The organism is Cryobacterium sp. TMT1-66-1 (assembly GCF_004403435.1).
GTDB lineage: Bacteria > Actinomycetota > Actinomycetes > Actinomycetales > Microbacteriaceae > Cryobacterium > Cryobacterium flavum.
On record NZ_SOGP01000023.1, the window covers coordinates 189,791 to 214,639 of the forward strand.

23 protein-coding genes are annotated in these 24,849 nt (G+C 66.2%); 21 read left to right on the forward strand and 2 right to left on the reverse strand.

Translation table 11 applies throughout. The annotated features are described in order from the left end of the window. The first annotated feature begins 3 nt into the window (after nt 1–3). The 13 genes from ftsW (at nt 4) to E3T29_RS17235 (ending at nt 15,263) form a co-directional block, all read left to right on the forward strand. Nucleotides 4–1,389, forward strand: a complete 1,386-nt coding sequence (gene ftsW, locus E3T29_RS17175; RefSeq protein WP_134346732.1) for a putative lipid II flippase FtsW — start codon at nt 4–6, stop codon at nt 1,387–1,389. Continuing rightward, the gene (locus E3T29_RS17180) at nt 1,386–2,477 is read left to right on the forward strand and encodes a glycosyltransferase (RefSeq protein WP_134346733.1); all 1,092 of its coding nucleotides are present in this window, start codon (nt 1,386–1,388) and stop codon (nt 2,475–2,477) included. The genes ftsW and E3T29_RS17180 overlap by 4 nt, the downstream gene beginning before the upstream one ends. A gap of 60 nt (nt 2,478–2,537) precedes the next feature. After that, on the forward strand, nt 2,538–3,959 hold the full coding sequence (murC, locus tag E3T29_RS17185; protein WP_134346734.1) for a UDP-N-acetylmuramate--L-alanine ligase: 1,422 nt from the start codon (nt 2,538–2,540) through the stop codon (nt 3,957–3,959). Nucleotides 3,960–4,251: 292 nt separating this feature from the next. Then, entirely contained in the window at nt 4,252–5,148 is an 897-nt protein-coding gene (locus E3T29_RS17190) for an FtsQ-type POTRA domain-containing protein (protein WP_241987876.1), read from the forward strand. Nucleotides 5,149–5,594: 446 nt separating this feature from the next. Then, a complete protein-coding gene (gene ftsZ, locus E3T29_RS17195) occupies nt 5,595–6,806 on the forward strand; it encodes a cell division protein FtsZ (RefSeq protein ID WP_134346735.1) in 1,212 nt (403 codons plus the stop codon). A gap of 93 nt (nt 6,807–6,899) precedes the next feature. Then, a complete protein-coding gene (locus E3T29_RS17200) occupies nt 6,900–7,616 on the forward strand; it encodes a YggS family pyridoxal phosphate-dependent enzyme (RefSeq protein WP_174776440.1) in 717 nt (238 codons plus the stop codon). Nucleotides 7,617–7,651: 35 nt separating this feature from the next. Continuing rightward, nucleotides 7,652–8,194: a cell division protein SepF gene (locus E3T29_RS17205; RefSeq protein ID WP_092339768.1), complete on the forward strand. Its 543-nt coding sequence runs from the start codon at nt 7,652–7,654 to the stop codon at nt 8,192–8,194. An 8-nt stretch (nt 8,195–8,202) separates the two neighbouring features. Beyond that, nucleotides 8,203–8,505: a YggT family protein gene (locus tag E3T29_RS17210; protein ID WP_174776441.1), complete on the forward strand. Its 303-nt coding sequence runs from the start codon at nt 8,203–8,205 to the stop codon at nt 8,503–8,505. A 148-nt stretch (nt 8,506–8,653) separates the two neighbouring features. Continuing rightward, on the forward strand, nt 8,654–9,256 hold the full coding sequence (locus E3T29_RS17215; RefSeq protein ID WP_134346737.1) for a DivIVA domain-containing protein: 603 nt from the start codon (nt 8,654–8,656) through the stop codon (nt 9,254–9,256). Then, entirely contained in the window at nt 9,246–9,884 is a 639-nt protein-coding gene (gene lspA / locus E3T29_RS17220; RefSeq protein ID WP_134346738.1) for a signal peptidase II, read from the forward strand. Before E3T29_RS17215 ends, lspA begins: the two co-directional genes overlap by 11 nt. Then, nucleotides 9,881–10,831 carry an RluA family pseudouridine synthase gene (locus E3T29_RS17225; protein ID WP_134346739.1) on the forward strand — a complete coding sequence of 317 codons (951 nt, stop codon included), beginning with the start codon at nt 9,881–9,883 and terminating at the stop codon, nt 10,829–10,831. The genes lspA and E3T29_RS17225 overlap by 4 nt, the downstream gene beginning before the upstream one ends. 111 nt (nt 10,832–10,942) lie before the next feature. Next, complete coding sequence (gene dnaE / locus E3T29_RS17230; protein ID WP_092339876.1) at nt 10,943–14,410, forward strand: DNA polymerase III subunit alpha; 3,468 nt, start codon at nt 10,943–10,945, stop codon at nt 14,408–14,410. 67 nt (nt 14,411–14,477) lie between these two features. After that, nucleotides 14,478–15,263, forward strand: a complete 786-nt coding sequence (locus tag E3T29_RS17235; RefSeq protein WP_134346740.1) for a 1-acyl-sn-glycerol-3-phosphate acyltransferase — start codon at nt 14,478–14,480, stop codon at nt 15,261–15,263. Nucleotides 15,264–15,399: 136 nt separating this feature from the next. On the opposite strand, the gene E3T29_RS17240 is transcribed toward E3T29_RS17235, so the two are convergent. Next, on the reverse strand, nt 15,400–15,954 hold the full coding sequence (locus E3T29_RS17240) for a flavin reductase family protein (protein ID WP_134346741.1): 555 nt from the start codon (nt 15,952–15,954) through the stop codon (nt 15,400–15,402). 82 nt (nt 15,955–16,036) lie between these two features. Between E3T29_RS17240 and hisD the strand changes: the two genes are divergently transcribed. From hisD to E3T29_RS17275, 7 genes are all read left to right on the forward strand, one after another. After that, nucleotides 16,037–17,341 (forward strand): histidinol dehydrogenase, encoded by a 1,305-nt coding sequence (gene hisD / locus E3T29_RS17245; protein ID WP_134346742.1) that lies wholly within the window; start codon nt 16,037–16,039, stop codon nt 17,339–17,341. A gap of 106 nt (nt 17,342–17,447) precedes the next feature. Then, nucleotides 17,448–17,966: a transcriptional regulator NrdR gene (gene nrdR, locus E3T29_RS17250; protein ID WP_092339776.1), complete on the forward strand. Its 519-nt coding sequence runs from the start codon at nt 17,448–17,450 to the stop codon at nt 17,964–17,966. A 13-nt stretch (nt 17,967–17,979) separates the two neighbouring features. Next, nucleotides 17,980–19,020: a quinone-dependent dihydroorotate dehydrogenase gene (locus E3T29_RS17255; protein WP_134346743.1), complete on the forward strand. Its 1,041-nt coding sequence runs from the start codon at nt 17,980–17,982 to the stop codon at nt 19,018–19,020. A gap of 208 nt (nt 19,021–19,228) precedes the next feature. Then, nucleotides 19,229–20,314: an ABC transporter substrate-binding protein gene (locus E3T29_RS17260; RefSeq protein ID WP_134346744.1), complete on the forward strand. Its 1,086-nt coding sequence runs from the start codon at nt 19,229–19,231 to the stop codon at nt 20,312–20,314. 179 nt (nt 20,315–20,493) lie between these two features. After that, a complete protein-coding gene (locus E3T29_RS17265) occupies nt 20,494–21,306 on the forward strand; it encodes an ABC transporter ATP-binding protein (protein ID WP_134346945.1) in 813 nt (270 codons plus the stop codon). Next, nucleotides 21,303–22,115, forward strand: a complete 813-nt coding sequence (locus tag E3T29_RS17270; protein ID WP_241987877.1) for an ABC transporter permease — start codon at nt 21,303–21,305, stop codon at nt 22,113–22,115. Before E3T29_RS17265 ends, E3T29_RS17270 begins: the two co-directional genes overlap by 4 nt. Continuing rightward, entirely contained in the window at nt 22,112–22,921 is an 810-nt protein-coding gene (locus E3T29_RS17275) for an ABC transporter permease (protein ID WP_134346745.1), read from the forward strand. The genes E3T29_RS17270 and E3T29_RS17275 overlap by 4 nt, the downstream gene beginning before the upstream one ends. Nucleotides 22,922–22,941: 20 nt before the next feature. Here E3T29_RS17275 and E3T29_RS17280 read toward each other — a convergent pair whose 3' ends face one another. Then, a complete protein-coding gene (locus E3T29_RS17280) occupies nt 22,942–24,015 on the reverse strand; it encodes an App1 family protein (protein WP_370449192.1) in 1,074 nt (357 codons plus the stop codon). 97 nt (nt 24,016–24,112) lie between these two features. Here E3T29_RS17280 and E3T29_RS17285 point away from each other — a divergent pair, with 97 nt between their 5' ends. Beyond that, nucleotides 24,113–24,790, forward strand: coding sequence for a TetR/AcrR family transcriptional regulator (locus E3T29_RS17285; RefSeq protein WP_092339780.1), 678 nt, complete (start codon nt 24,113–24,115; stop codon nt 24,788–24,790). The last annotated feature ends 59 nt before the right edge of the window (nt 24,791–24,849 follow it).

Here is a 24,849-nt window from a genome sequence, read left to right on the forward strand (position 1 = left end):
CGGATGGTACAGGTGCCGCGTAACCCCTCCTCCCGCACCCGGCCGACCACGCAGGCGCAGGCGTCGGCCTCCGACTCACGACCTGCTGCCGGTTCACGATCCACGCCCGGATCACGGCCGGCCTCCGGTTCCCGTGCCGCTGCGGGGCGCCCGCCCGGGGCACCCGAAAAACCGGCGGCATCGGACGGCCCGGGCGGACCACAGGTGCGGATCAACCTCGGGCGGGTGTTCAAGTCCGAGGGCGGCAACTACTTTCTGCTACTCGGCACCACCCTGTTCCTGGTGATCTTCGGCCTCGTCATGGTGCTGTCGTCGTCGTCGGTGGACTCGTTTTTGGCCGACATGGGCTTCTTCGGCGGACTGCTGCGTCAGGGCATGTTCGCGCTGATCGGTATTCCGCTCATGCTCGTGGTCAGCCGACTGCCGCTCGCGTTCTGGCGGCGCGTGGCCTGGCCGGCGATGCTCATCACCTGCTTCTTTCAGTTTCTGGTGGTGGCTACCGGGCTCGGCCGCGGTACCGGCGGTAACACCAACTGGCTGAACATCTTCGGCATTCAGTTCCAGCCGTCCGAGGGCATCAAAGTAGCCCTGGTCATCTGGCTCGGTGTGATCCTGTCGAAGAAACAGCACCAGCTCGACGACTGGAAGCACGTGTTCATTCCGGTGTTCGGGGTGGGTGGCGGCGCCGCTTTGCTCGTCATGATCGGCGGCGACCTCGGAACCACCATGATCATGGCCGGCATTCTGTTCGGCGCTCTGTTCTTCGCCGGCGTCAAATTGCGCCTGCTCGCCGTGCCCCTGCTGGTGGGAGTGGGTGGCGCTATCGTTCTGGCCATCGCCAGCCCCAACCGTCTGACCCGCATCATGAGCTTTCTCAACGAGGGCTGCACCGAGCTGAGCGGTGAGATCTCCTCGAGCTGCTGGCAACCGCTGCACGGCACCTGGGCGCTGGCCAACGGCGGCGTCTTCGGCGTCGGCCTCGGCAACTCCAAGGCCAAATGGTCCTGGCTGCCAGCCGCCGACAACGACTACATCTTCGCCATCATCGGCGAAGAGCTCGGCCTGATCGGCTGCATAGTCGTGCTCGGCATGTTCATTCTGCTGGCCTTCGCCTTTCTGCGCGTCATGCGCACCGCCACGACCGTGCAGGCCAAGGTCTCCACGGCCGCCGCCATGGTCTGGATCATCGGACAGGCTTTCGTCAACATCGGCGTGGTGCTCGGAGTGTTCCCCGTGTTGGGCGTACCGCTTCCGCTGATCTCGGCCGGTGGCACCGCTCTGCTCACCACCCTGGTCGCGATCGGCATCGTGCTCTCCTTTGCGCGCGGTGACCGCTCGAGCGAACCCCAGAACGATTTCACCGACTCCAGTGAGGCTAACCGGGCATGACCACGTACCTTCTCGCGGGCGGCGGAACCGCCGGCCACGTCAACCCCCTGCTCGCCGTCGCCGACCGCATCCGTTTTCTTGAAGCGGATGCCACGGTGCTGGTTCTTGGAACCGCCGAGGGCCTCGAGGCTCGCCTGGTTCCCGCGCGCGGCTACGAACTCATCGCCGTTCCCCGGGTGCCGTTTCCACGCCGTCCGAATCGGGCCGCCCTGCGCTTTCTGCCGCGCTTCAGCGCCGCCGTGCGACTGGTGAGAGACGTCATCCGTTCAAGGCACGTCGATGTCGTCGTCGGGTTTGGCGGGTACGTGTCCACACCGGCCTACCTCGCCGCCCGCCGTGCCGAGGTGCCGATCGTCATTCACGAGGCCAACGCCAGGCCCGGGCTGGCCAACAAACTCGGCGCTCGCTTCACCCGGCACGTCGGAGTCGCCTTCAGCGGCACGCCAATTCGGCACGCCCGGTTCGTGGGCATGCCGCTGCGGCCCGAAATCGAAGAACTCGACCGGGTGGCGGCGCGGCCCGCGGCGCTGGCATTTTTTGGCCTCGACCCGGAACGCCCCGTGCTGCTCGTCACCGGCGGGTCGCTCGGTGCTCGCACACTCAACGCCACAATGGTCGCCTCGGCGCGGGAGATTGTGGCCGCCGGCTGGCAGGTGCTGCACATCACCGGGTCGAAAGCCGAGGTCGCCGACCCCGAGCTGCCGGATTACCACCTGCTGGCGTACTGCGACCGCATGGATCTCGCCCTCGCCGCCGCCGATTTCGCCGTGACGCGCGCGGGCGCTGCCACGGTGAGCGAACTGTGTGCGCTCGGTATTCCGGCGGTCTACGTGCCGTATCCGGTCGGCAATGGTGAACAGCGTTTCAACGCCGCGCCCGTGCTGGCAGCGGGAGGGGGCGTGGTGATCGCTGATGCGGACTTCGTGCCGGCCTTCGTTCAGGGTGAGTTGGTGACCTTGTTGGGTGACCGGGCGCGGCTGGGCGTGATGGCGCGGGGGGCGGCATCCGTTGGCGCGCGCGATGGAACGGCCCGCATGCTCGACCTGGTGCATGGCGCGCTCGTGCCCGTCGGGCGTTCGCACGCGTAACGTAGTTCCCGCAGCATCCGTTTTACTTGCTTCTAACTGCTATCGAGAAAGAGCACAACCGTGATCGCACCAGACCTCACTCTGACCATTCCCGACCAGCTCGGACGTGTGCACTTCGTGGGCATCGGGGGATCGGGCATGAGCGGTATTGCTCGTCTGTTTCTGGACCAGGGCTACACGGTCACCGGCTCAGACGCGAAGGACTCGCCCAACGTCACGGCGCTGCGTGATCTCGGTGCGACCGTGTTCATCGGGCACGATGCGTCCAACGTCGGTGACGCCGACACCCTCGTGGTCACCGGAGCGCTCTGGCAGGACAACCCCGAGTACGTGCTCGCCAATGAACGCGGCCTTCCGGTGCTGCACCGGGCGCAAGCCCTCGCCTGGCTCATTCGAGCGCACCGGCTCGTGGCGGTGGCCGGCGCGCACGGCAAGACCACCTCCACGGGCATGATCGTCACCGGTCTGCTCGGCCTCGGCCAGGACCCCAGCTTCGTCAACGGCGGCGTGATCGAATCGCTCGGAGTCAGTTCCGCCAGCGGCACCGACGACCTGTTCGTGGTCGAAGCCGACGAATCCGACGGCTCCTTTCTGCTGTACCACACGGCCGTCGCCCTGGTCACGAACGTCGATCCAGACCACCTCGACCACTACGGCTCCCTCGAAGCCTTCGAGGCCGCCTTCGTCGAATTCAGCCGCAACGCAACGGAGCTCGTCGTGATCTCCTCCGACGACGTCGGCGCGGTCCGGGTCACCGGGGCCATCACTGCGGGCCTGAGCGCAGCGGATGCCGCCGCCCGCGTCATGACGTTCGGCGAGCACCCGGATTCCACCGTGCGCGTGCACTCCATCACCACGACGGGTCCGGTCAGCTTCAGCGTCTCCTGGCGTGGTCAGGATTACAACGCGACCCTGCGAATCCCCGGCAAGCACAACGCCATCAACGCGGCCGGCGCCTTCGCCGTGCTGGTCGGCCTCGGCTTCGACCCGGCGGCCAGCCTCGATGCCATCGTCGGGTTCGGCGGTACCCAGCGCCGGTTCGAGCTGCACGGAACGGTCGGCGGTGTCAGCGTCTACGACGACTACGCCCACCACCCGACCGAGGTGGCCGCAGCCCTCGCCGCCGCCCGCACCGTGGTCGGTGAGGGACGCATCATCGCGGTGCACCAACCGCACCTGTACAGCCGCACCCGTCTGTTCGCGCGGGAATTCGCCGAGACCCTCGAAAGTTTCGCCGACCAGACCATCGTGCTCGGCATCTACGGCGCCCGCGAAGACCCGGAGCCCGGGGTCACCGGTGCGCTCGTCTCCGAACGATTCCGCGACCCGTCCCACGTCGCCTACGTGCCCGATTGGCAGGATGCCGCCGACTACCTTGCCAGCATCGCCCGCGACGGAGACTTCGTCGTGACCCTCGGCTGCGGCGATGTGAACCGCATCGTGCCCCAGCTGCTCGCCTCGCTCGAAAAAGTACGCGGATGAGGCGGCGGTGAGGCGGCCGGCCGGCTTCGACCGACCGAACGAGCCGCAGCCAGCGCGCCCGACCCCGACCGCGGCCCCGGCCGCGAAATCGCCGCGCGCCAAGCCGGCAGTGCAGCCACTCGCAGAATCTGACGACGCTCCGGCGTCAGCCCGACCGCCAAGGAAACGGGCTCCAGCGCCGACGAAACGGGCTCCAGCGCCGGCGAAACCGAAGAAAGCGCGCGGCGGCGTCGCAGCGCTCAAAACTACGCCGAAACCCTTTGATCCCTCCGACACGACGACGGAACCGATCGTGCTGGCCGGGGGAGGCTCATCCGCTTCGCCGGTCACGGTCAAACCGGTGCCGTCTGACTCGGCCCCGTCATCGGCACGGGCGAGCAGAAAGGCAGAATCGCTTGGAGAGGCCTCCGGCGGCACGCCCGGCGCCCGCGCGGCCCGGTCGGTGCTGCGGGCGGCCCAGCGCGCCCGCAAACGCTTCGAACGCGCCGAGGTGCGACGGTTCACCGGACGCACCCGGCGCCGGCGCACCGCGTGGATTCTCGGAGTCGGCTCGATCGTGCTTGCCTTCGGGCTCATCATCGGGGCGGCCTACTCACCGTTGATGGCCCTGCGCACGATCGAGGTCGTCGGCACCAGCCGGATCCCGGCGGCGGATGTGTCAGCTGCCCTCGCCGATCAGCTCGGCACCCCGCTGCCGCTCATCGACAGCGGCGTGGTCAAGGGCGAACTGTCGAAGTTCACGCTCATCCAGAGCTACGTCACGGAGAGTCGCCCGCCCGGCACACTCGTGGTGCGTATTGTCGAGCGGGTGCCGGTTGGCGTGCTGACCGGACCGACCGGATTCGACCTGGTCGATGCCGCCGGTGTCGTCATCGAGACGACGCCGAACCGCGCGGTCGGCTACCCGCTGATCGACGCGCCGGACGGCATCTCCAGCGCCGGGTTCAAGGCCGCTGCCGCGGTCCTCGCCGTGCTGCCGGAGAGCATTCGCACCCAGCTGGACTTGGTGACCGCGGTCACTACCGACGACGTCACCCTGAGCCTGCTCGGTGGCGAACGCGTGGTTTGGGGCAGCCCGGAAAAATCCGAGTACAAGGCCGTCGTGCTGGCCGCCCTGCTGGTGGGACACCCAGCCGGCACCGTGAATGAATACGACGTCTCCTCGCCCGACAGCGCCGTGCTGCGCTGATTTTCGGCGTTCCGCCTGGCGACCGTGCCCGAAACGGATGCGTGCTACGGTAACCGCCGTAACGGCCACCCGTTTCGGTCGCGGTCGCGGTGAAGGGCGGCAACCGCTCGGCAAGATTCGGCGCGCCGCTATGCAGCACGAGCGACTGAAAGCGGCTGGCGCAGCTGGCGCTGCTTGCGCGGCTGGCGCTGCTTGCGCGGCTGGCGCTGCTGGCGTGCCGCGCGCGCGAGCAGCATATGGGCGCGTGAAGCCCAAAATGGGCGTGAAGGGGTTCGCGCGGAGCCGCGCAACGGGTCGCGGCAACGGATTCTTCGAGTTCTTCGCGACACGCGGGCGCGCCTCCCCAGCGACGCGCCGCGCCCGCATACTTTCGTAATCAGGAATTGCATACTCAGCATAACTTTAAACTTCGACTAGAGGTTTAGGGTTCCACCCGGAGGCCGGACGTGTCAAACAATCAAAATTATCTAGCCGTCATCAAGGTTGTCGGCATCGGCGGTGGCGGCGTCAACGCCGTCAACCGCATGATCGAACTGGGCCTCCGCGGTGTCGAGTTCATCGCCATCAATACGGATGCCCAGGCCCTGCTCATGAGCGACGCCGACGTCAAGCTCGACGTCGGTCGTGACCTCACCCGCGGCCTCGGTGCCGGTGCTGACCCTGAGGTGGGTCGCCGCGCCGCCGAGGACCACGCCGAGGAGATCGAGGAAGCCCTCGCCGGGGCCGATATGGTCTTCGTCACCGCCGGCGAGGGTGGTGGCACCGGAACCGGTGGCGCCCCCGTCGTCGCCCGCATCGCCAAGTCGATCGGCGCCCTCACCATCGGTGTCGTCACCAAGCCGTTCGGCTTCGAGGGCAAGCGTCGCCAGGCGCAGGCCGAGACCGGTGTCGCCTCGCTCAAGAACGAGGTCGACACGCTCATCGTCGTACCCAACGATCGCCTGCTCGAGATCAGCGACCGCGGCATCAGCATGCTCGAAGCTTTCGCGACCGCCGACCAGGTGCTCCTCGCCGGTGTGCAGGGCATCACCGACCTGATCACCACCCCCGGCCTGATCAACCTCGACTTCGCCGACGTCAAGTCGGTCATGCAGGGTGCTGGCTCGGCCCTCATGGGCATCGGTTCAGCTCGCGGCGCCGACCGTGCCATCAAGGCGGCCGAACTGGCCGTCGCCTCGCCCCTGCTCGAAGCTTCGATCGACGGCGCGCACGGCGTGCTCCTGTCGATCCAGGGTGGATCCAACCTTGGTATTTTCGAGATCAACGACGCGGCCCGTCTCGTGCAGGAAGCCGTGCACCCCGAAGCCAACATCATCTTCGGTGCCGTCATCGACGACACTTTGGGTGACGAGGTACGGGTCACCGTCATCGCCGCCGGCTTCGACGGCGGCGAGCCCGGCGCCAAGGCGGTCGAGGTTCGCCGTGCCGACCTCGTCGCGGCTGGCATCGCGGCCGGCGCCGGAACGGCTGCCGCTGGAGCTGCGGCATCCGCTGGGAGCGCCACGGGAGCCCCAGCGACCGACTCGGGCAGCTACAGCGACGGCGAGCTCGCGGCCTCCGTCTGGGGCGGCTCTGACGCCGGCAACGGCGTGACCGTGGCCGACCCGGCCTTTGAAGAAGAGGCCGACGACCTGGACATCCCTGACTTCCTCAAATAAGGCGCGTTTACAGTAGTCCCGGGGACGATGTGTCAGAATGTCGACCCCGGGCGCACTGCCTTAATCGCACGTGACGAACAGAGCAGCATGAGCATGGCACTTCCTGACGCGGCGGCCGAACCGGCACCGGGCACAACGCCACCGAGCGATCTGGCCACCCGTCTGCAGACCGTGCGCGCTGGCGTCGCCGATGCCGCGGGTGAGGCTGGCCGTGACCCGGCCGACATCACCACGATCGTCGTCACCAAGTTTCACCCGATTTCATTGATCGAAGAGCTCTACTCCCTGGGTGTTCGCAACCTGGGGGAGAACCGGCACCAGGAGGCGCAGGGCAAGGCAGCGTCGCTCGCTGATCTCGACCTCGTCTGGCACTTCGTCGGTCAGATTCAGGGCAAAAAGGCGCGCCAGGTGCGGGCCTATGCCAACGTCATCCACTCGATTGATCGAGAGTCACTGGTGACCGCTCTCGGCTCGGAGCAAGCGAGCGTTGACTGCTTCATTCAGGTGAATTTAACGGATGACGCGGCTCGCGGCGGTGTGGATCCCGCGAACCTACCGGCCCTCGTCGACAGCGTTCAGGCCACACCGGGCCTCGTCCTGCTCGGCCTCATGGCCGTGGCACCGCTCGGCGCTGAACCGCGACGGGCCTTTGCCCAGGTACGCGAGTTCAGCGAACAGATCCGCGGCCAGGCCCCGGCAGCCACCGCACTGTCCATGGGCATGAGCCAGGACTACGCGGCGGCCGTGCTCGAAGGGGCGACACACCTAAGAATTGGCACTGCAATCACCGGCAATCGCCCGGTGCTCTAATAATCTCGAAGTAGCAAACCAACACGGAGGTCGACATGTCCAACCCGCTCAAGAAAACCATGGTCTACCTGGGTCTGGCAGACGAAGAGCTGGAGTACCAGGCACCCGCCGGTACCGGCAATTCCAACAGCGGCTCCAGTAACCATGCCGCTGCCAATCACGTGAGCGCCGTTCCGGCACGCGGGCACGACAGCAATGCCCCTCATGCCAACGCGGCCCACCATGATGCCGGTCGTGCACCGGTGACCCCCCTGCGTAAGACTTCGACCCCCCAGAATGTGGCTGCGTCTGAAATGAATGAGATTCTCACGGTTCACCCCCGCGCCTACAAGGACGCCCAGGTCATCGCCGAGTCCTTCCGCGAAGGCATCCCGGTCATCATCAACCTGTCGCAGATGAGTGACGGCGATGCTCGCCGCCTCATCGACTTCGCGAGCGGCCTGTCGCAGGGCCTGTACGGCAAGATTGAGCGCGTCACCGCCAAGGTCTTCCTGCTCTCGCCGTCCCACGTCGTCGTCTCCGGCGACAGCACCACCGAAGAGGGCGCTGAAGACAGCTCCTTCTTCGCGCAAGGCTAGACTTAAGTGTGACTGGTCTATCAATTCTGGGGAATCTTCTCTATTTCGTATTCTTCATGTACTTCCTCGTGCTCTGGGGTCGATTCATTATCGATCTCGTGCGCGGCGTCAACCGGGCCTGGCGCCCGCAGGGTTTCCTGCTGGTGCTCGTCGAACTCGTCTACACGCTGACCGATCCGCCGGTACGTTTCTTCCGTCGTCTGGTTCCGCCGCTTCGCATCGGGCCCATCGCTTTGGATTTCGGCTTCACACTGACGATGCTTTGCTGCATCGTCGGCATGACCGTGGCAGGAATAATACAACGCGCCTAGCGGGGCATGTATCCTTGTCGGATGACTGGTTCGCCGTGAGCCCGTACTCGCTCGTCGGCAGCCCGTAGTCAATAAAATACTTGAGCCACTCATGGGCTTGAGTCAGTCAAATGTTCACAATAAATACAAGTTTTGAGGGTGGAAAGCCATGGCGCTAACTCCGGAAGATGTAGTCAACAAAAGGTTCCAGTCGACCAAGTTCCGTGAGGGATACGATCAGGACGAGGTCGATGACTTTCTCGACGAGGTCGTCGTCGAACTGCGTCGCCTGACCAAGGAGAACGAGGAACTGCGGGGCCAGGTCGGCTCTGACGCTGCCCCGGCAGCTGAGGCTGCTCCGGTCGCTGCCGTGGTCGCTGAGCCCGTCGTGGTCGAAACCGTCGCCGCTCCTGTCGCCGCCGCACCAATCGACGAGACGGCCGGCACGACCAACCTGCTGCAGCTGGCTCGCCGCCTGCACGAAGAGCACGTCAAGGAAGGCGCCGAGAAGCGCGACGCCTTGATCGCTGAAGGCCACGCCACAGCAGCACGCGTCATTGCCGAAGCCGAGACCCAGCAGCGCGTGCAACTGCAGAAGCTCGACCAGGAGCGTTCAACGCTCGAAGGCAAGATCGACGAGCTGCGTACGTTCGAGCGCGAGTACCGCCTGAAGCTCAAGAGCTACATCGAGGGCCAGCTCCACGACCTCGACGCGACCTCGGTGGACGCCGGCAACGCGCCGAAGCCCAGCTTCCAGGGCTTTGGAGCCTAGGGCCCGAACGAAGAAGCGTTCGCGAGCGCTTATCGTTCTAGCCCTCGTCGCGCTGGGCGTTTACGCGCTCGATCAAGTCAGCAAGTACCTCGTCGTCGCTTCGATGACCGAGGGGTCCGTGATTCGGGTTCTGAACGACGTGCTGCAACTGCACTTTGTTCGGAACCCGGGCGCGGCGTTCTCCCTGGCCAGCGGCTCCACTTGGATCTTCTCGATCATCGCCGCGGCCGTCGTCATCTTCATCGCCTGGTTCGCCCGGCGCATCCACTCGTTCACCTGGGGACTGGTCTTCGGACTCCTACTCGGCGGAGTGCTCGGCAACCTGACCGACCGGCTGCTGCGCGAACCCGGCTTCGGCGTCGGGCACGTCGTCGACTTCATCTCCACACCGTGGCTGCTGCCGGCGATCTACAACGTCGCCGACATGGCCATCGTGAGCAGCATGGTCATCTTCATGATCCTGACCATTCGCGGCATCGGTCTCGACGGCAACAAGGTCGTGGCCGAAAGCAAGACCGCCACGCCAACACTGAAACAAACGGATGCTGTGACCCCCGATACCACCACCAGCGACACCGTTGCCCCCACCCGTGAACGGCCGACCCCGGGCGCCGAGGCCCGGCCATGACCGGCTCCCCGGGCCTGTCCAGCCCCCCGGAGCGGCGATCACTGCCGCTCCCCGACGGCCTCGAAGGAGTGCGCGTCGACGCCGGCCTGGCCAAGCTGTTCGGTTTTTCCCGCAGCTTCGCTGCCGAGGTGTCCGAGGCCGGCGGAGTCGTGCTCGACGGCACCGTGGTGGGCAAGTCCGACCGTTTGCGGGCCGGCAGTTGGATCGAAGTGACCTGGCAGCCCAAACAGCCACTCCGCGTCATCCCCATCGCCGTTCCCGACCTCACCGTTGTGCACGACGATGAGAGCATCATCGTGATCAACAAGCCGGCCGGTGTCGCCGCGCACGCGAGCGTCGGCTGGACCGGGCCGACCGTACCCGGGGCCCTCGCCGCTGCGGGTTTTCGCATCGCCACCTCCGGTGCCGCCGAGCGCGCGGGCATCGTGCACCGCCTCGACGTCGGCACGAGCGGTCTCATGGTCGTCGCCAAGTCGGAGACGGCCTATGTCGCACTCAAGAAGGCGTTCCACGACCGCGAGGTCGAGAAGATCTACCACACGGTCGTGCAAGGCCACCCCGACCCACTTACCGGCACCATCGACGCCCCGATCGGCCGCCACCCGCGGTCGGACTGGAAGTTCGCGGTCATGGCCGACGGCAAGCCCTCGATCACCCACTACGAGACCCTCGAAGCCTTCCCCTACGGTTCCCTTCTCGAGGTGCACCTGGAGACGGGGCGCACCCATCAGATTCGGGTGCACATGACGGCCCAACGGCATCCGTGCGTCGGTGACGCCATGTACGGAGCCGATCCGTCGATCACCGCCCGGCTTGGTCTCAAACGCCAGTGGCTGCACGCTAAACAGTTGGCGTTCACTCACCCGGACAGTCACGAGTGGGTCACCTACAACGCCGACTACCCGGCCGACCTCTCGCACGCCCTCGCGGTGCTGCGCGGAGACTGACCGAGGCCGACTCGTCCCTAATCGTTTCACCAACTCGTCGGAGTCCCTGTGAGTAACCCGGTCAGTGCCACTGACAATTTCGTCCACCTGCACGTGCACAGCGAATATTCCATGCTCGACGGCGCCGCCCGGGTGAAACCCCTGATCAAAGCTGCGGTGGAGCAGGGGATGCCGGCGGTCGCGATCACCGACCACGGCAACGTGTTCGGCGCCTTCGACTTTTGGAAGAGCGCGACCGACGCCGGCATCAAGCCGATCATCGGCACCGAGGCGTACATCACGCCCGGCACCGATCGTCGCGACAAGACCCGGGTGCGCTGGGGCACGAGCGGGCAGAACCGTGACGACGTCGGTGGCGCCGGCTCGTACACCCACATGACTTTGCTCTCCGAGAACACGGCGGGCATGCACAACCTGTTCCGGCTCTCGTCGAAGGCGAGCCTCGAGGGCTACTACTTCAAACCGCGCATGGACCGCGAGCTGCTCAGCCAGTTCTCCAAAGGCTTGATCGGCACGACCGGATGCGTCGGTGGCGAAGTGCAGACCCGCCTGCGCCTCGGTCAGTACGAGGAAGCCAAGAAAGCCGCCGGCGACTTTCAGGACATCTTCGGCAAGGAGAACTTCTTCTGCGAGATCATGGACCACGGCATCGACATCGAACGCCGCACCATGACCGACCTGCTCAAGCTGGCCAAAGAGCTCGACTTGCCGCTGCTGGCCAGCAACGACCTGCACTACACCCACGCGCACGACGCCACCGCGCACGCCGCTCTGCTCTGCGTGCAGTCGGCATCGACCCTCGACGACCCGAACCGGTTCAAGTTCGACTCCAACGAGTTCTACCTGAAGACGGCCGCTCAGATGCGGCACCTGTTTCGGGACCACCCCGAGTCCTGCGACAACACGCTGCTCATCGCCGAGCGCTGCGAGGTGGAATTCAACACCCAAGCCAACTACATGCCCCGTTTTCCCTGCCCGGAGGGTGAGAACGAGGAAAGCTGGTTCATCAAGGAGAACGAGATCGGGCTGGCCAAGCGCTACCCGAAGGGCATCCCCGCAGATGTGCGCAAGCGTGCCGACTACGAAATCGGCATCATCGTGCAGATGGGGTTCCCCGGCTACTTTCTGGTCGTCGCCGACTTCATCATGTGGTCCAAGCAGCAGGGAATCCGTGTCGGCCCCGGCCGTGGTTCGGGTGCCGGCTCGATGGTCGCCTACGCGATGGGCATCACCGACCTCGACCCGCTCGTGCACGGCCTCATCTTTGAGCGGTTCTTGAACCCCGACCGTGTCTCCATGCCCGACTTCGACGTCGACTTCGACGAGCGTCGCCGCGGTGAGGTCATCAAGTACGTCACCGAGAAGTACGGCGAGGAACGCGTCGCCCAGATCGTCACCTACGGCACCATCAAGGCCAAGCAGGCCCTGAAAGATGCCTCCCGCGTGCTCGGCTTTCCGTTCGGCATGGGCGACAAGCTCACCAAGGCCATGCCGCCAGCCATCATGGGCAAGGACGTGCCACTGACCGGCATGTTCGACAAAGACCACCCGCGCTACCGCGAAGCAGCCGACTTTCGGGCCGTGATCGAAAGCGACCCCGAGGCCCGCACCGTCTTCGACACCGCCCTCGGCCTCGAAAACCTCAAACGCCAGTGGGGCGTGCACGCCGCCGGCGTGATCATGTCGAGCGACCCTTTGATCGACATCATCCCGATCATGAAACGTGAAGCGGATGGCCAGGTGGTCACGCAATTCGACTACCCCGCCTCCGAAGCGCTCGGACTGATCAAGATGGACTTCCTCGGGCTGCGCAACCTCACCATCATCGACGACACCCTCGACAACATCGCCGTGAATCGCGGCCACCGACCCGTACTCGAAGACCTCGGCCTGGAAGACCCCGCCGCGTACGAACTGCTCGCCCGCGGCGACACCCTCGGCGTGTTCCAGCTTGACGGCGGGCCGATGCGCGCCCTGCTGCGGCTCATGAAGCCCGACAACTTCGAAGACATCTCGGCCGTCATCGCGCTGTACCGCCCCGGGCCCATGGGCGCCAACTCGCACACCAACTACGCGCTGCGGAAGACCGGCGTGCAGGAGATCATCCCGATCCATGCAGAGCTTGAGGAAGCCCTGAAAGATGTCATCGGCAACACCTACGGCCTGATCGTCTACCAGGAGCAGGTCATGTCGATCGCGCAGGTGCTCGCCGGCTTCACGCTCGGTGAAGCCGACCTGCTGCGCCGCGCCATGGGTAAGAAGAAGAAGTCCGAGCTGGACAAGCAGTTCGAGGGCTTCTCCAAGGGCATGCAGGACCGCGGCTATTCAATGGACGCCGTCACCACGGTCTGGAATATCCTGCTGCCGTTCTCCGACTACGCCTTCAACAAGGCACACTCCGCCGCCTACGGCGTGCTCTCCTACTGGACCGCGTACCTCAAGGCCGTCTACCCGGCCGAATACATGGCCGCCCTGCTCACGAGCGTCGGTGACTCCCGCGACAAGCTCGCGCTCTACCTCAACGAGTGCCGCCGCATGGGCATCCAGGTGCTGGCGCCCGACGTGAACGAGTCGATCGGGTTCTTCGCGGCCGTTGGCACGGACATCCGTTTTGGTTTGGGTGCCGTGCGCAACGTTGGCTTCAACGTGGTCGAGGCCATTCGCGGTGCCCGCGAGGAGAAGGGGCGCTTCGAGTCGTTCCACGACTTTCTGCGCAAGGTGCCGCTTCCGGTCGCCAACAAGCGCACGATCGAATCTCTGGTCAAGGCCGGGGCGTTCGATTCGCTCGGCGCGACCCGGCGCGGCATGGTTGAGATTCACGAATCCGCCGTCGAATCGGCCGTCAAGATCAAGCGCGAAGAGAGCAACGGCAACATCGGGTTCGACTTCGACAGCCTGTTCGACGAACCGCAGGACACTGAGCAGGTGCCGGACCGGCCGGAATGGAGCAAGAAGGAGAAGCTCGCCTACGAACGCGACATGCTCGGGCTCTACGTGTCCGACCATCCGCTCGCCGGGTTGGAGATCCCGCTCGCCAAGCATGCCAGCACCACGATCGCCGACCTGATCGCCTCAGAGTCGACCGAGGACGGCGACACGGTGACCGTGGCCGGCCTGATCACGAGTGTGCAGCATCGCATCGCGAAGAAGTCGGGCAACCAGTACGGCATGATCCAGGTCGAGGACTTCGGCGGTGAGATCACCGCGATGTTCATGGGCAAGGCCTACCTCGAGTTCGCGCCGGAACTGATCAGCGACTCGGTCGTCGTGGTGCGCGGGCGGGTGAGCCTGCGCGACGACGGCATGAACCTGCACGCGTTCAGCGTGTTCCAACCGGAGCTCGGGCAGGGTTCAGACCAGAGCATGGTCTCGATCACCGTGGGGGAGGCCCGTGCGACGACCGACACGGTGAGTGCGCTCGGTGAGATTCTCAAGCGCCATGCCGGCGACGCCGAGGTACGGCTCAAACTGGTCAAGGGTGATGTGGCCCGGGTGTTCGAGCTGCCGCACCGGGTGAAAGTGAGCGCCGACCTGTTCGGCGAACTCAAGAGCATTCTCGGCCCGAACTGCCTGACCTGATCCTCGGACCGGATTTCGTCACCGTAGACCGCAGATGACTGACAGGATGCGAGCCTAGGCTGGCAGCATGCACAAGCGAGAGCCGATCTACCAGGCCGCCATCGGAGCCGGGCGAGCCCTGTTCGGCCTGCTTCGGGTGCGCCGCACTGTCACCGGGCTCGAGCAGCTGTCGGCGAGTGGCGGTGCCGTGCTGGCGATCACCCACTTCGGGTACCTGGACTTCGCCTTGGTCGAGTGGGTGACTTGGCTGCACAACCGCCGCCATATCCGGTTCATGGCCAAGAAGGGCGCCTTCGACCAGAAGCTGGTCGGGCCCCTGCTGCGCGGCATGAAGCACATCTCGGTCGACATGGAGAGCGGCGGCGCGGCCTACGCCCAGGCCGTCGAGGCCCTGCGCGCCGGCGAACTGCTGGGAGTCTTTCCCGAGGGAGGTGTCAACGCCTCGTTCACCGTGCGGGAGCTCAAGACCGGTGCCGTGCGCATGGCACTGGCCGCGAACGTGCCGATCATTCCGGTGGCGGTGTGGGGCGGGCATCGGCTCATGACCAAGAACCATCGTTCGACGCTGAGGGAGCGGATCGGCGTGCCGGTCAGCATCCGTTTTGGGGAACCTTTTTCAGCGGATGCCGCTGGCCGCGTTGACGACGACGTCGCGGATACCACGCTACGGCTCCACGACACCCTGCAGGCCCTGGTTGATGCCGTGCAGGCGGAGTATTCGGTGCCGGGTACCGGCCAGTGGTGGCAGCCGGCGCACCTTGGCGGAACGGCGCCGACTCCGGCGGAGGCGGCGGTGGCCGAGGCTGAACGCCGTCGTCGCAAGGCTGCTGAGAAGCTGGCCGGCAAGAAGTAACGGCCGCGCTCCTCGAGCATGCAGTGGCTCTTGTCTAAAGTGTGTCCAGGCTCAGGGGAGTCCCGCGGAAGATAGGGCCGAAAGTGGCATCTCGCGCCAGAGTTGCCCCTGCGGTCCGCGCGGTGGCCGGGCTGGTCTAGACAGCGGCGCCCGGAACCCGGTAGGTGCGCTCGTGGTAAAGCAGGGCCTCGTCGTCGGTGCCCATACCGCCGCCCTCGATCTGCACGACCACGACGGCGTTGTTGTGCACCGCAACCCGTTCGACAACGCGGCCGATCATCCAGCTGGTCACCCCGGTCAACACGGGCAGCCCGTACGGGCCAGGCTGCCAGTGATCGCCGACGAAACGTTCTGCGTGCGGGCCGGCGAGCTTCTCAGCGATGGCCCGGTTGTGGGCACCCAGCATGTGGATGGCCACGCGGTCGGCTGCGGCGATCGCAGCCCACGAGCTGGCCGACCTGGCCATGTTGAACGTTGCGAGTGGCGGAACCGCCGACAGCGAGGCCAGGGAGGTGGCGGTGAACCCGACGGGGCTGCCGTCGGGCGCGAGTGTCGTGATCGCTGCGACGCCGGCAGCGTGGCGGCGGAACGCGTGTTTGAACGCGGCGAGGTCGTCGGGCGCATTGGGGTCGGCGGCCAGCGGTGGGGCTGCCGGGAGAGTAGTCAGTGGGGGTTCAACGTTGCTTTGCATACTCAACCAACAATCTGTTTCAACCTCAGCCTATTCCCGCGCGCTGAGTGTTACGCCTCATGGACGGATAGGCTGGATCACGATGATCCAGACTATTGACCTTCGCGGAAGCGAGCCCACACCGGCCGCGCTCCTGGCCTCCGTTCCCCGCGCCCTGACCAGCGTGGCCGTCGCCGCCGATATCGCGGCCGAGCTGATCGCCGATGTGCGAGCGCGGGGCGGAGCCGCCCTGCTCGACCAGGCCGAACGCCTCGACCGGGTACGCCCGGGCCAGGTGCGCGTTCCGGCCAGCCACATTGCCGACGCGGTCGCCGGGCTCGACCCGGACGTGCGCACCGCCATCACCGAGACCATACGCAGGGTGCGTCTGGCCAGTGCTGCGCAGGTGCCGCCGCACGTGACGACCACGATCGAGGCCGGAGCCACCGTCACCCAGCGCTGGCAGCCGGTGAACCGGGTCGGACTCTACGTTCCCGGCGGCAAGGCCGTCTACCCGTCGAGCGTGGTGATGAACGTCGTGCCCGCTCAGGTCTCCGGGGTGCGTTCGATCGCGCTCGCCTCGCCGCCGCAAAGCCACTTCGACGGTCGCGTGCACCCCACCATCCTCGCCGTCGCCGGCCTGCTCGGCGTCGACGAGATCTACGCGATGGGCGGCGCCGGTGCCATCGGCGCCCTCGCCTACGGCGTCCCCGACATCGGCCTCGAACCCGTGCAGATCGTCACCGGCCCCGGCAACGTGTACGTGGCCGCCGCGAAGCGGCTCATCCGTGGGCAGGCCGGCATCGACTCCGAGGCCGGCCCCACCGATATCCTCGTGATAGCGGATTCCGCGGCCGACCCGCTGCTCGTCGCCGCCGACCTGGTGAGCCAGGCCGAGCACGACGAGCTCGCCGCCACCGTGCTGGTGACCGATTCGATCGAACTCGCCGATGCCGTGGCGGCGCGCCTGGCCGTGCTGGCGGCATCCACTACCCACAATGAGCGAGTGACGACGGCGCTCGGCGGCCGCCAGTCGGCCATCGTGCTCGTCGATAACCTGCACGTCGCGGCCGGTTTCAGCAACGCCTTCGCACCGGAACACCTCGAAATCCAGACGAGTGATCCCGACGCCGTGCTGGCCGAAATCGAGAACGCCGGAGCTATTTTTCTCGGCCCGTATTCGCCGGTGAGCCTCGGCGACTATGTTGCCGGTTCCAACCACGTGCTGCCGACCGCGGGAGCGGCCCGGTTCTCCTCCGGCCTCGGCGCCTATACGTTTTTGCGGCCGCAGCAGGTCGTGCGCTACGACCGTGCGGCGCTCGAAGCCGTCGCCGGTCACATCCGTGCGCTCTCCGACGCCGAAGCGCTGCCCGCGCACGGAGACGCGGTCACCGCTCGCTTCGAGTGAGCCCCATTCCGCGAGAGCGGGAATTTCGTAACTTCAGCCCAACCGAAGCAACATAATTCCCGCTCTCGCGAACCTCAGGGGCGCAGGCCGCTAGGCTGGAGGCACAATGTTCTGCCCGTTCTGTCGCCACCCCGATTCCCGAGTCGTCGACTCGCGCACGAGCGACGACGGGCTCTCGATTCGCCGTCGGCGGCAGTGCCCGGAGTGCGGCCGTCGCTTCAGCACCACCGAGACCGCGAGCCTGAACATCATCAAGCGCAGCGGCGTGGTCGAGCCGTTCAGCCGCGAGAAGATCGTCTCCGGCGTGCGTAAGGCGTGCCAGGGCCGACCGGTCACCGACTCCGACCTCGCCATGCTCGCCCAGAAGGTCGAAGAAACCATTCGCCAGACCGGCGCCTCCCAGGTCGACGCCAACGACATCGGCCTCGCAATCCTGCCGCCCCTGCGTGACCTCGACGAGGTCGCCTACCTGCGATTCGCGAGCGTCTACCAGGGCTTCGACTCCCTCGACGACTTCGAAGCGGCCATCACCCAGCTGCGCACCGAGCATACGGCCCGCTCGAACAGCCTCAAGACAGCGGATGCCGTGGACGCGTCCGCCGCCACCAGTTCCTCGAAAGCGTAAGGCCCAGGGCTCGATGTATCCGCTGTTCTTCAAGTACGTGCTCACTCGACTGGATCCCGAGCGTGCCCACCACCTCGCCTTCACCGTCATCCGGCTGCTGCCGACGCTCGGCATCGGTCGCCTGGTGCACCGTTTCACCCGCCCGCGCACCGACCTCGGGGTCGACACCCTCGGCCTGCACTTCACTTCTCCTTTCGGCGTCGCGGCCGGTTTCGACAAGGACGGCGAGGCCGTGCTCGGCCTCGGCCAGCTCGGCTTCGGCCACGTCGAGGTCGGTACGCTCACCGCCGTAGCCCAGCCGGGCAACCCCACACCGCGCCTGTTTCGGCTCGTGGCCGATCGTGCCGTCATCAACCGCATGGGCTTCAACAACCACGGCGCCGCTGCGGCCGTCGCCCGGCTGAGGCGAATTCGCGCTGCGCCGCATCGCCCGGTGCTCGGCATCAACATCGGCAAGAGCCGCGTCACGGCCGTCGAGAGCGCCACGGCCGACTACCTGCAGAGCGCCCGGACCCTCGCCGCCCTCGCCGACTATCTCGTGGTCAACGTGAGCTCACCCAACACCCCGGGCCTGCGCGGACTGCAGGAGCTCGACCAGCTCGCGCCGCTGCTCACCGCGGTCAAGGGTGCCGCCGGTGCCACGCCGCTGCTCGTGAAGATCGCGCCCGACCTGAGTGATGAGGAGGTCGCCCGCATCGCGACCCTCGCCGTCGACCTCGGCCTCGACGGCATCATCGCCACAAATACCACGATCTCCCGCACCGGTCTGAAAACGGATGCCGCCACCGTCATCGCCGCCGGAGACGGCGGACTGTCCGGCACCCCGCTGCACGCGAGGTCACTGGCCATTCTCCTGCAGATCCGCGCCGTCGTCCCGGCCGATTTCTGCGTCATCTCGGTCGGCGGAGTGGACACAGCGGCCCAGGTCGCCGAGCGCCTCGCGGCCGGAGCAACCCTCGTGCAGGGCTACACGGCGTTCCTCTACCGCGGTCCGCTCTGGGCGCGCCAGATCAACCGCGGACTCGACCGCATCCTGGCCGGAACCGGCCGCTAGCAGAGCCCGCAGAATTGGTCTAGCGGAGGCTATCCTCCCTTTTTCGACATCCGTTCGAAACAAAGTCGAACTCGAACTGATATATGACACGCCTAGACTGCCATTTCCGAGCGTTCTCCACTCGCAACAATTCCCGTCAGCCCGCGTTTCAGTACCACAGCTGCTGTAATCCCACAGAGCCCTTGCACCCTCGAGAGGAACCCCCGCAATGACCCCATCCAGAGGCTCTTTCTATCGTCGAACGGCAACCCGGGTCGTGCGCGGTGTCGCGGTCGCGGCCGTGCTGGCCCTCTCGCTTGCTGCCTGCGCGGGCAGTGACGACGCGAAAGTGGGAGCCGATGGTGCCGCGGCATCGTTCGGTGACGCGAGCATTCAGTTCAGCTGGATCAAGAACGCCGAATTCATGGGCGAGTACCTCGCCGACAAGAACGGCTACTTCACCGAGGCCGGACTCGACAAGGTCGACATGATCGAGGGCCCCGCCTCGATCGAAGCCGCCGTCATCTCGGGCAATGCCGACATGGGCATCGGCAATGCGATCTCCACCGGCACCATCATCGCCAACGAGGGCGCGCCGCTGAAGATCATCGGCGCCACCTACCAGAAGAACCCCTTCACCATCCTGTCGCTCGCCGACAAGGGCAACATTGCCACCCTTGACGACCTTAAGGGCAAGACGATCGGCGTGCAGGCGAGCAACCTGAGCCTGTGGGAAGCCTTCCTCAAGGTCAACGATATCGATGAGAAGTCCCTGACCACCCTCCCGGTGCAGTACGACCCGACCCCGCTGTTCAACGGCGAGGTCGATGGCTGGTTCTCCTACCTCACCAACGAATCCATCGACGCCGAGCTCAAGGGCCTGGGCCCGGTCAACCTGCCGCTGGCCGACTTCGGCCTGCCATTCGTCGCCGAGACCCTCACGGTCACCGACGATGCCATCACGAACGACCGCGAGAAGCTCAAGGCCCTGCTCGTCGCCGAGATTCGCGGCTGGACCGACGCCATCAACGACCCGGATGCCGCCGCGAAGCTCACCGTCGACACCTACGGCCCGACCTTCGAGCTGACCATCGAGAAGGAGACCCGTCAGGCCGAGATCCAATCCACCGACCTCGTCGTGAGCGCGGACACCGTGGCCAACGGCCTGTTCTCGATCAGTAAGGAACTGCAGCAGCAGAGCATCGATACCCTCGCCGCGACGGGCCTCACCATCACCGCGAGCCAGCTGTTTGACATGACCCTGCTCGACGAGGTCTACGCCGAGAACCCGGACCTGCTGGCCTACAGCAAGTAGCAGCGGCGCCCGGCCGGCCGGGCATCCGCCAGAACGCATCGAGCGTTTCAGCGGGTGCCCGGGTGGAACCTAAAATAGGCACCTGCCCGAAATACCATGCAGACCCGCCAGCCGTGCAGATCTGCCAGCGCCAAGGAGCGAACCACGTGAGTAGTACTGATGCCGGAATTCGTGACTCGGTGACGGAGCGCGGTGCCGGGGGCGAAGCGTCGGGCACCGGCCTGCACATCTCCCAGCTGCACAAGGTCTTCGCGGTCGGGCGCAAAGAGGTCGTCGCCCTCGACAACGCCAACCTACACACCGACAAGGGCAGCTTTCTCTCCCTGCTCGGTCCATCGGGCTGTGGAAAATCGACCATCCTGCGTATTCTGGCCGGCCTGGAACAGCCCACGAGCGGCACCACCAGGGTCGACGGCAAGAGCCCCCAGCAACTTCGGCAGGGACACCAGCTCGGCATCGCCTTCCAGGATTCAGCGCTGCTGCCCTGGCGCAGCGTGCGCTCGAACATCCGCCTCCCGTTCGAGGTCGCCCGCGTTCCCGTCGACGAGGCCTACATCGACGAACTGATCGCCCTCGTCGGCCTCACGGGCTTCGAGAAAGCCAAGCCGGCGCAGCTCTCCGGCGGCATGAAGCAGCGCGTGTCGATCGCTCGGTCGCTCGTGCTCAAGCCCTCTGTGCTGCTGCTCGATGAGCCGTTCGGGGCCCTCGACGATATGACCCGGCAGCGACTCAACCTCGAGCTGCTGCGCATCTGGACCCAGAAGCCGGCCACGACCCTGATGGTCACCCACGGCATCGCCGAAGCCATCTTCCTCTCCGACCACGTCGCGGTCATGAGCGCCAGGCCCGGCCGCGTCAAGGAAGTCATCGACGTCGACCTTCCGCGGCCCCGATTGCCCGAAATGATGCGTTCGCCCGAGTTCCACGCGCTGCACGACCGCGCCTCCGACCTGCTGTTTAGTGATGCCGCCGCGCCGGGCGCCGACCAGTGATCCGAGGTTCGCTGCGCGCCCTGCCCGCCTGGGCGACCGGCCTGATCGGCGGCGCGATCGTCATCGCCCTGTGGTGGCTGGGCGCTGTCACGGTTTTCGCCGAGGTCGGTTCCATGCCCGGAGGCGCGGTGCCCACCCCGTTGGACGTGGTCGTGCAGCTCGTCAGCGACGGCCCGGCGTTCTACCTGTCCCACGTCAGTGTCACCGTGCTCGAAGCGCTGATCGGCTTTGCCTGGGGCAACGGACTGGCACTGGCCCTCGCCGCCCTCGTGCTGCTGCTGCCGCGCATCGAGAAGATCGCGATGCAGATCGCCGTGATCACCTATTGCATTCCCATCGTCGCCATTGGCCCGATCGCCTACATCGTGATCGGGGCACCGAGCGCGGGCGACCCGGCCGGTACAGCCGTCTTTCTCGCCGCGATGTCGGTGTTCTTCACGACCGTCATCGGCTCACTGGTCGGTCTCAAGGCAGCGGATGCCGCCAGCCTCGACCTCATCACCGTCTACGGCGGCAGCAAGTTCACCCAGTTTCGCAAGGTGCGCCTGATCGCCGGACTGCCGAGCGTGCTGACCGCGCTGCAGATCGCCGCACCGGCGGCGTTCATCGGAGCCATCCTGGGCGAGTACCTCGGCGGTGTCAGCCGCGGGCTGGGAATCGCCATGCTCGTGGCCGGTTCAACGGCCAACGTCGACCGGGTCTGGAGCCTCGCGCTCGTCGCCGGGGTCACGGCGGGTCTCGGCTACGCGATCTTTGCCGTCATCCTGCGTTTCGCCACCCCGTGGACGACCGGGCGGAGCAGCCGATGAGTTTTGCACGCGTGGCGCTCCTGACGGTGGCGCGCGGCCTGCTGACCGGGCTTATCACCCTCGTTCTCGTACTCGTCGCGTGGCAGGGCCTGCTCCTGCTGCTGGACGTGTCGCCGTTTTTGGCCAAGGGACCCCTCGACGTCTGGAAGTGGCTCGCCACCGTTCCCGAAGCCGCTGACAATCGGGCCATGGTCCTCGGCAACCTCGTCGTGACCCTGAGTGACGCGTTTCTCGGATTCGTCGCCGGACTCACCTGTGCCCTGCTGCTGGCCGTGATCTTCACCCTGTTCCGGGGCATCGAGCATGCCCTCATGCCCATCGCCCTGCTGCTGCGCTCGGTGCCACTCGTGGCCCTCGTGCCCATAATCAGCCTCATCACGGGGCGCGGACTCACCACCGCCGTGGTCATGGGCGCCATCGTTGTGCTGTTCCCGGCACTCGTGAACATCGCCTTCGGGCTGCGCTCCTCGTCACCCCAGATCAGCGACGTGATCACCGTCTACGGTGGCAGCGCCTTCACGACGCTGCGCAAGGTGGCCCTGCCGAGCTCCCTGCCCTCGTTCTTCGCCGCGGTGAAGATCTCGGTGCCCGGCGCCATCACCGGAGCGTTGCTGGCCGAGTGGCTCACGACCGGCCAGGGCCTCGGCAACTCGATTGTCGCCGCCGTCGCCAAGGTGCAGAACTCGGAGGTGTGGGCATCCGTCGTGGTGATCACCATCGTGTCCCTCACGCTCTACGGCCTGGCGCAGGTCGTGGAAAACCTGGTGCTGCGCCGCATGAGCATGGATCAGAGCATCACGAGCTGACCGGGCGCCCATCAGCCGGGCTAGAGCAGGCCGTGTGCGACGAGCTGGTTGGCGAGGCTGGAGCCGTCCGGCCCGTAGACCCACGGGGCCTCGGGGCTGCCGTCGATCAGCACGGCGTCGCGCGAGCGCCCGCCGGCCAGCACGGCCTCGCTCGGGGACAGCTGACGGATGGCCACGGCCGCGACGCTGCCCGGATAGTCGCGTTGAAAGTCGCTGTAAATGGCTTCGTCGTGCTGGCCGTCGTCGCCGATCAGAATCCAGCGCATGTCGGGAAACTGTTCGGCGAGGCGGCGCAGGTTGTCCCGCTTATGTGCGCTGCCGCTGCGGAACCAGCGGTCGTGCGTCGGTCCCCAGTCGGTCAGCAGCAGTGCCCCGGCCGGATACAGGTTGCGGGAGAGAAAACGCGACAGGGTCGGTGCTACGTTCCAGGCACCGGTGGAGAGATAGATGACCGGGGCGCCGGGCGTGAACGACGCCAGGCGTTCCAGGAGCACGGCCATCCCCGGGGTCGGAACCCGGGCATGCTCGTCGAGCACGAACGTGTTCCAGGCGGCCAGCAACGGGCGGGGAAGCGTGGTGACCATCACCGTGTCGTCGACATCGGAGACGACGCCGTAGCCGACCGTGGGGGCCACGATGAAGAGCGGCGCTTCGGCCACGGCGGAGAACTCGGTGTGTAGCCGGGCCACGTGCCAGCCGGCAGGCAGGGATACCGGTACGACGGTGTCGACGACGCCGCCGCGATCCGCCTGCACCCGATGCGTCTGGCCGTCGATCTCAATCGTGACGGTGACGTCGTTGACCGGCACGCTCGTGAAGCTGCGCCAGCCTCGAATACCGGCGTCGCGGCCATCCGCTCGGGGGCGTTTGGTACGCTTCGCCGGCTTTTCCGGCTTGGCCAGAAGTACCCGGCAGAGGATGCGAACCCAGGCGGTCGAGCCGTAGCCGGTGTAGGGGATGACGGTGGGCTGGTAGCCGCGGCGACGAGCGGAATGCTCCCGACGGTCGTGCAGCCAGTCTTCGATACGGGCCGCACGGTGCATGATTCGCTCGGGACTCGGCGCACTCGGCGTGGCGTCTGGGGACTCTGGCACCCTCTCATTCTGGCATATTTGCTGTGCATCCCCCGATCAACCCTGTAGAAAAGGGGTTTTACCCCGTAGTATGGTGACTTATCTTCAAGGGGGATAAATGTCGCTTGGTGGCCTATTGGGTGAAGAGACCGGTGCAGCACTTCAGCAAGTGCGCACCGAGCCGATTCAGCAGCGCAGCGCTGCACGTCTGTCCGGTTTGCTCGATGCGGCCGCCGCCGTTGTGGACGAGGTCGGTTTCGACCGCATCACGACCGCGATGATCGCGGAACGCGCCGGTGCATCCATCGGAACGGTGTATCGCTACTACCCGGATCGGGTTGCTGTACTGCACGCCCTGCACGAGCGTGCCGTGGTGCGCTTTCGGCAGCGCGTGGTCGATGAGCTCGGCGCTAGCACCCTCACTTCCTGGTGGGACGCGGTGGACTGCGTCGTGACGGCTTTTGTCGGCCTGTACCGCTCCGAACCAGGCTTTCGTATCGTGAACTTCGACGACCGCGACGCCGCTCCCGCCGCTGACGCGGTAGCGGATGCCGACTTCTTCGCCCGCCGCCTGGCTGACGTGCTCGTCAACGAGTTCGATCTGCCGGCCGGCGAGGCCCTGATTTTTCGACTCGAAGTCGCCGTCGAGATGGCCGACGCGCTGCTCGCCCGCGCCTTCCACACCGATCCGCTCGGTGACGAGCGTTTCATCGCCGAGTGCCGCCTGGTTCTGCGCGACTACCTCGATCGTTTCTACGGCCCGCAAGCACTGAACCTGCTGGCAACCGCGTCCTAACGGGCGTCACACGCCGGGCGACCCACTGGGTCGCCCGGCTTTCTTGGGTTTGTGGGCCT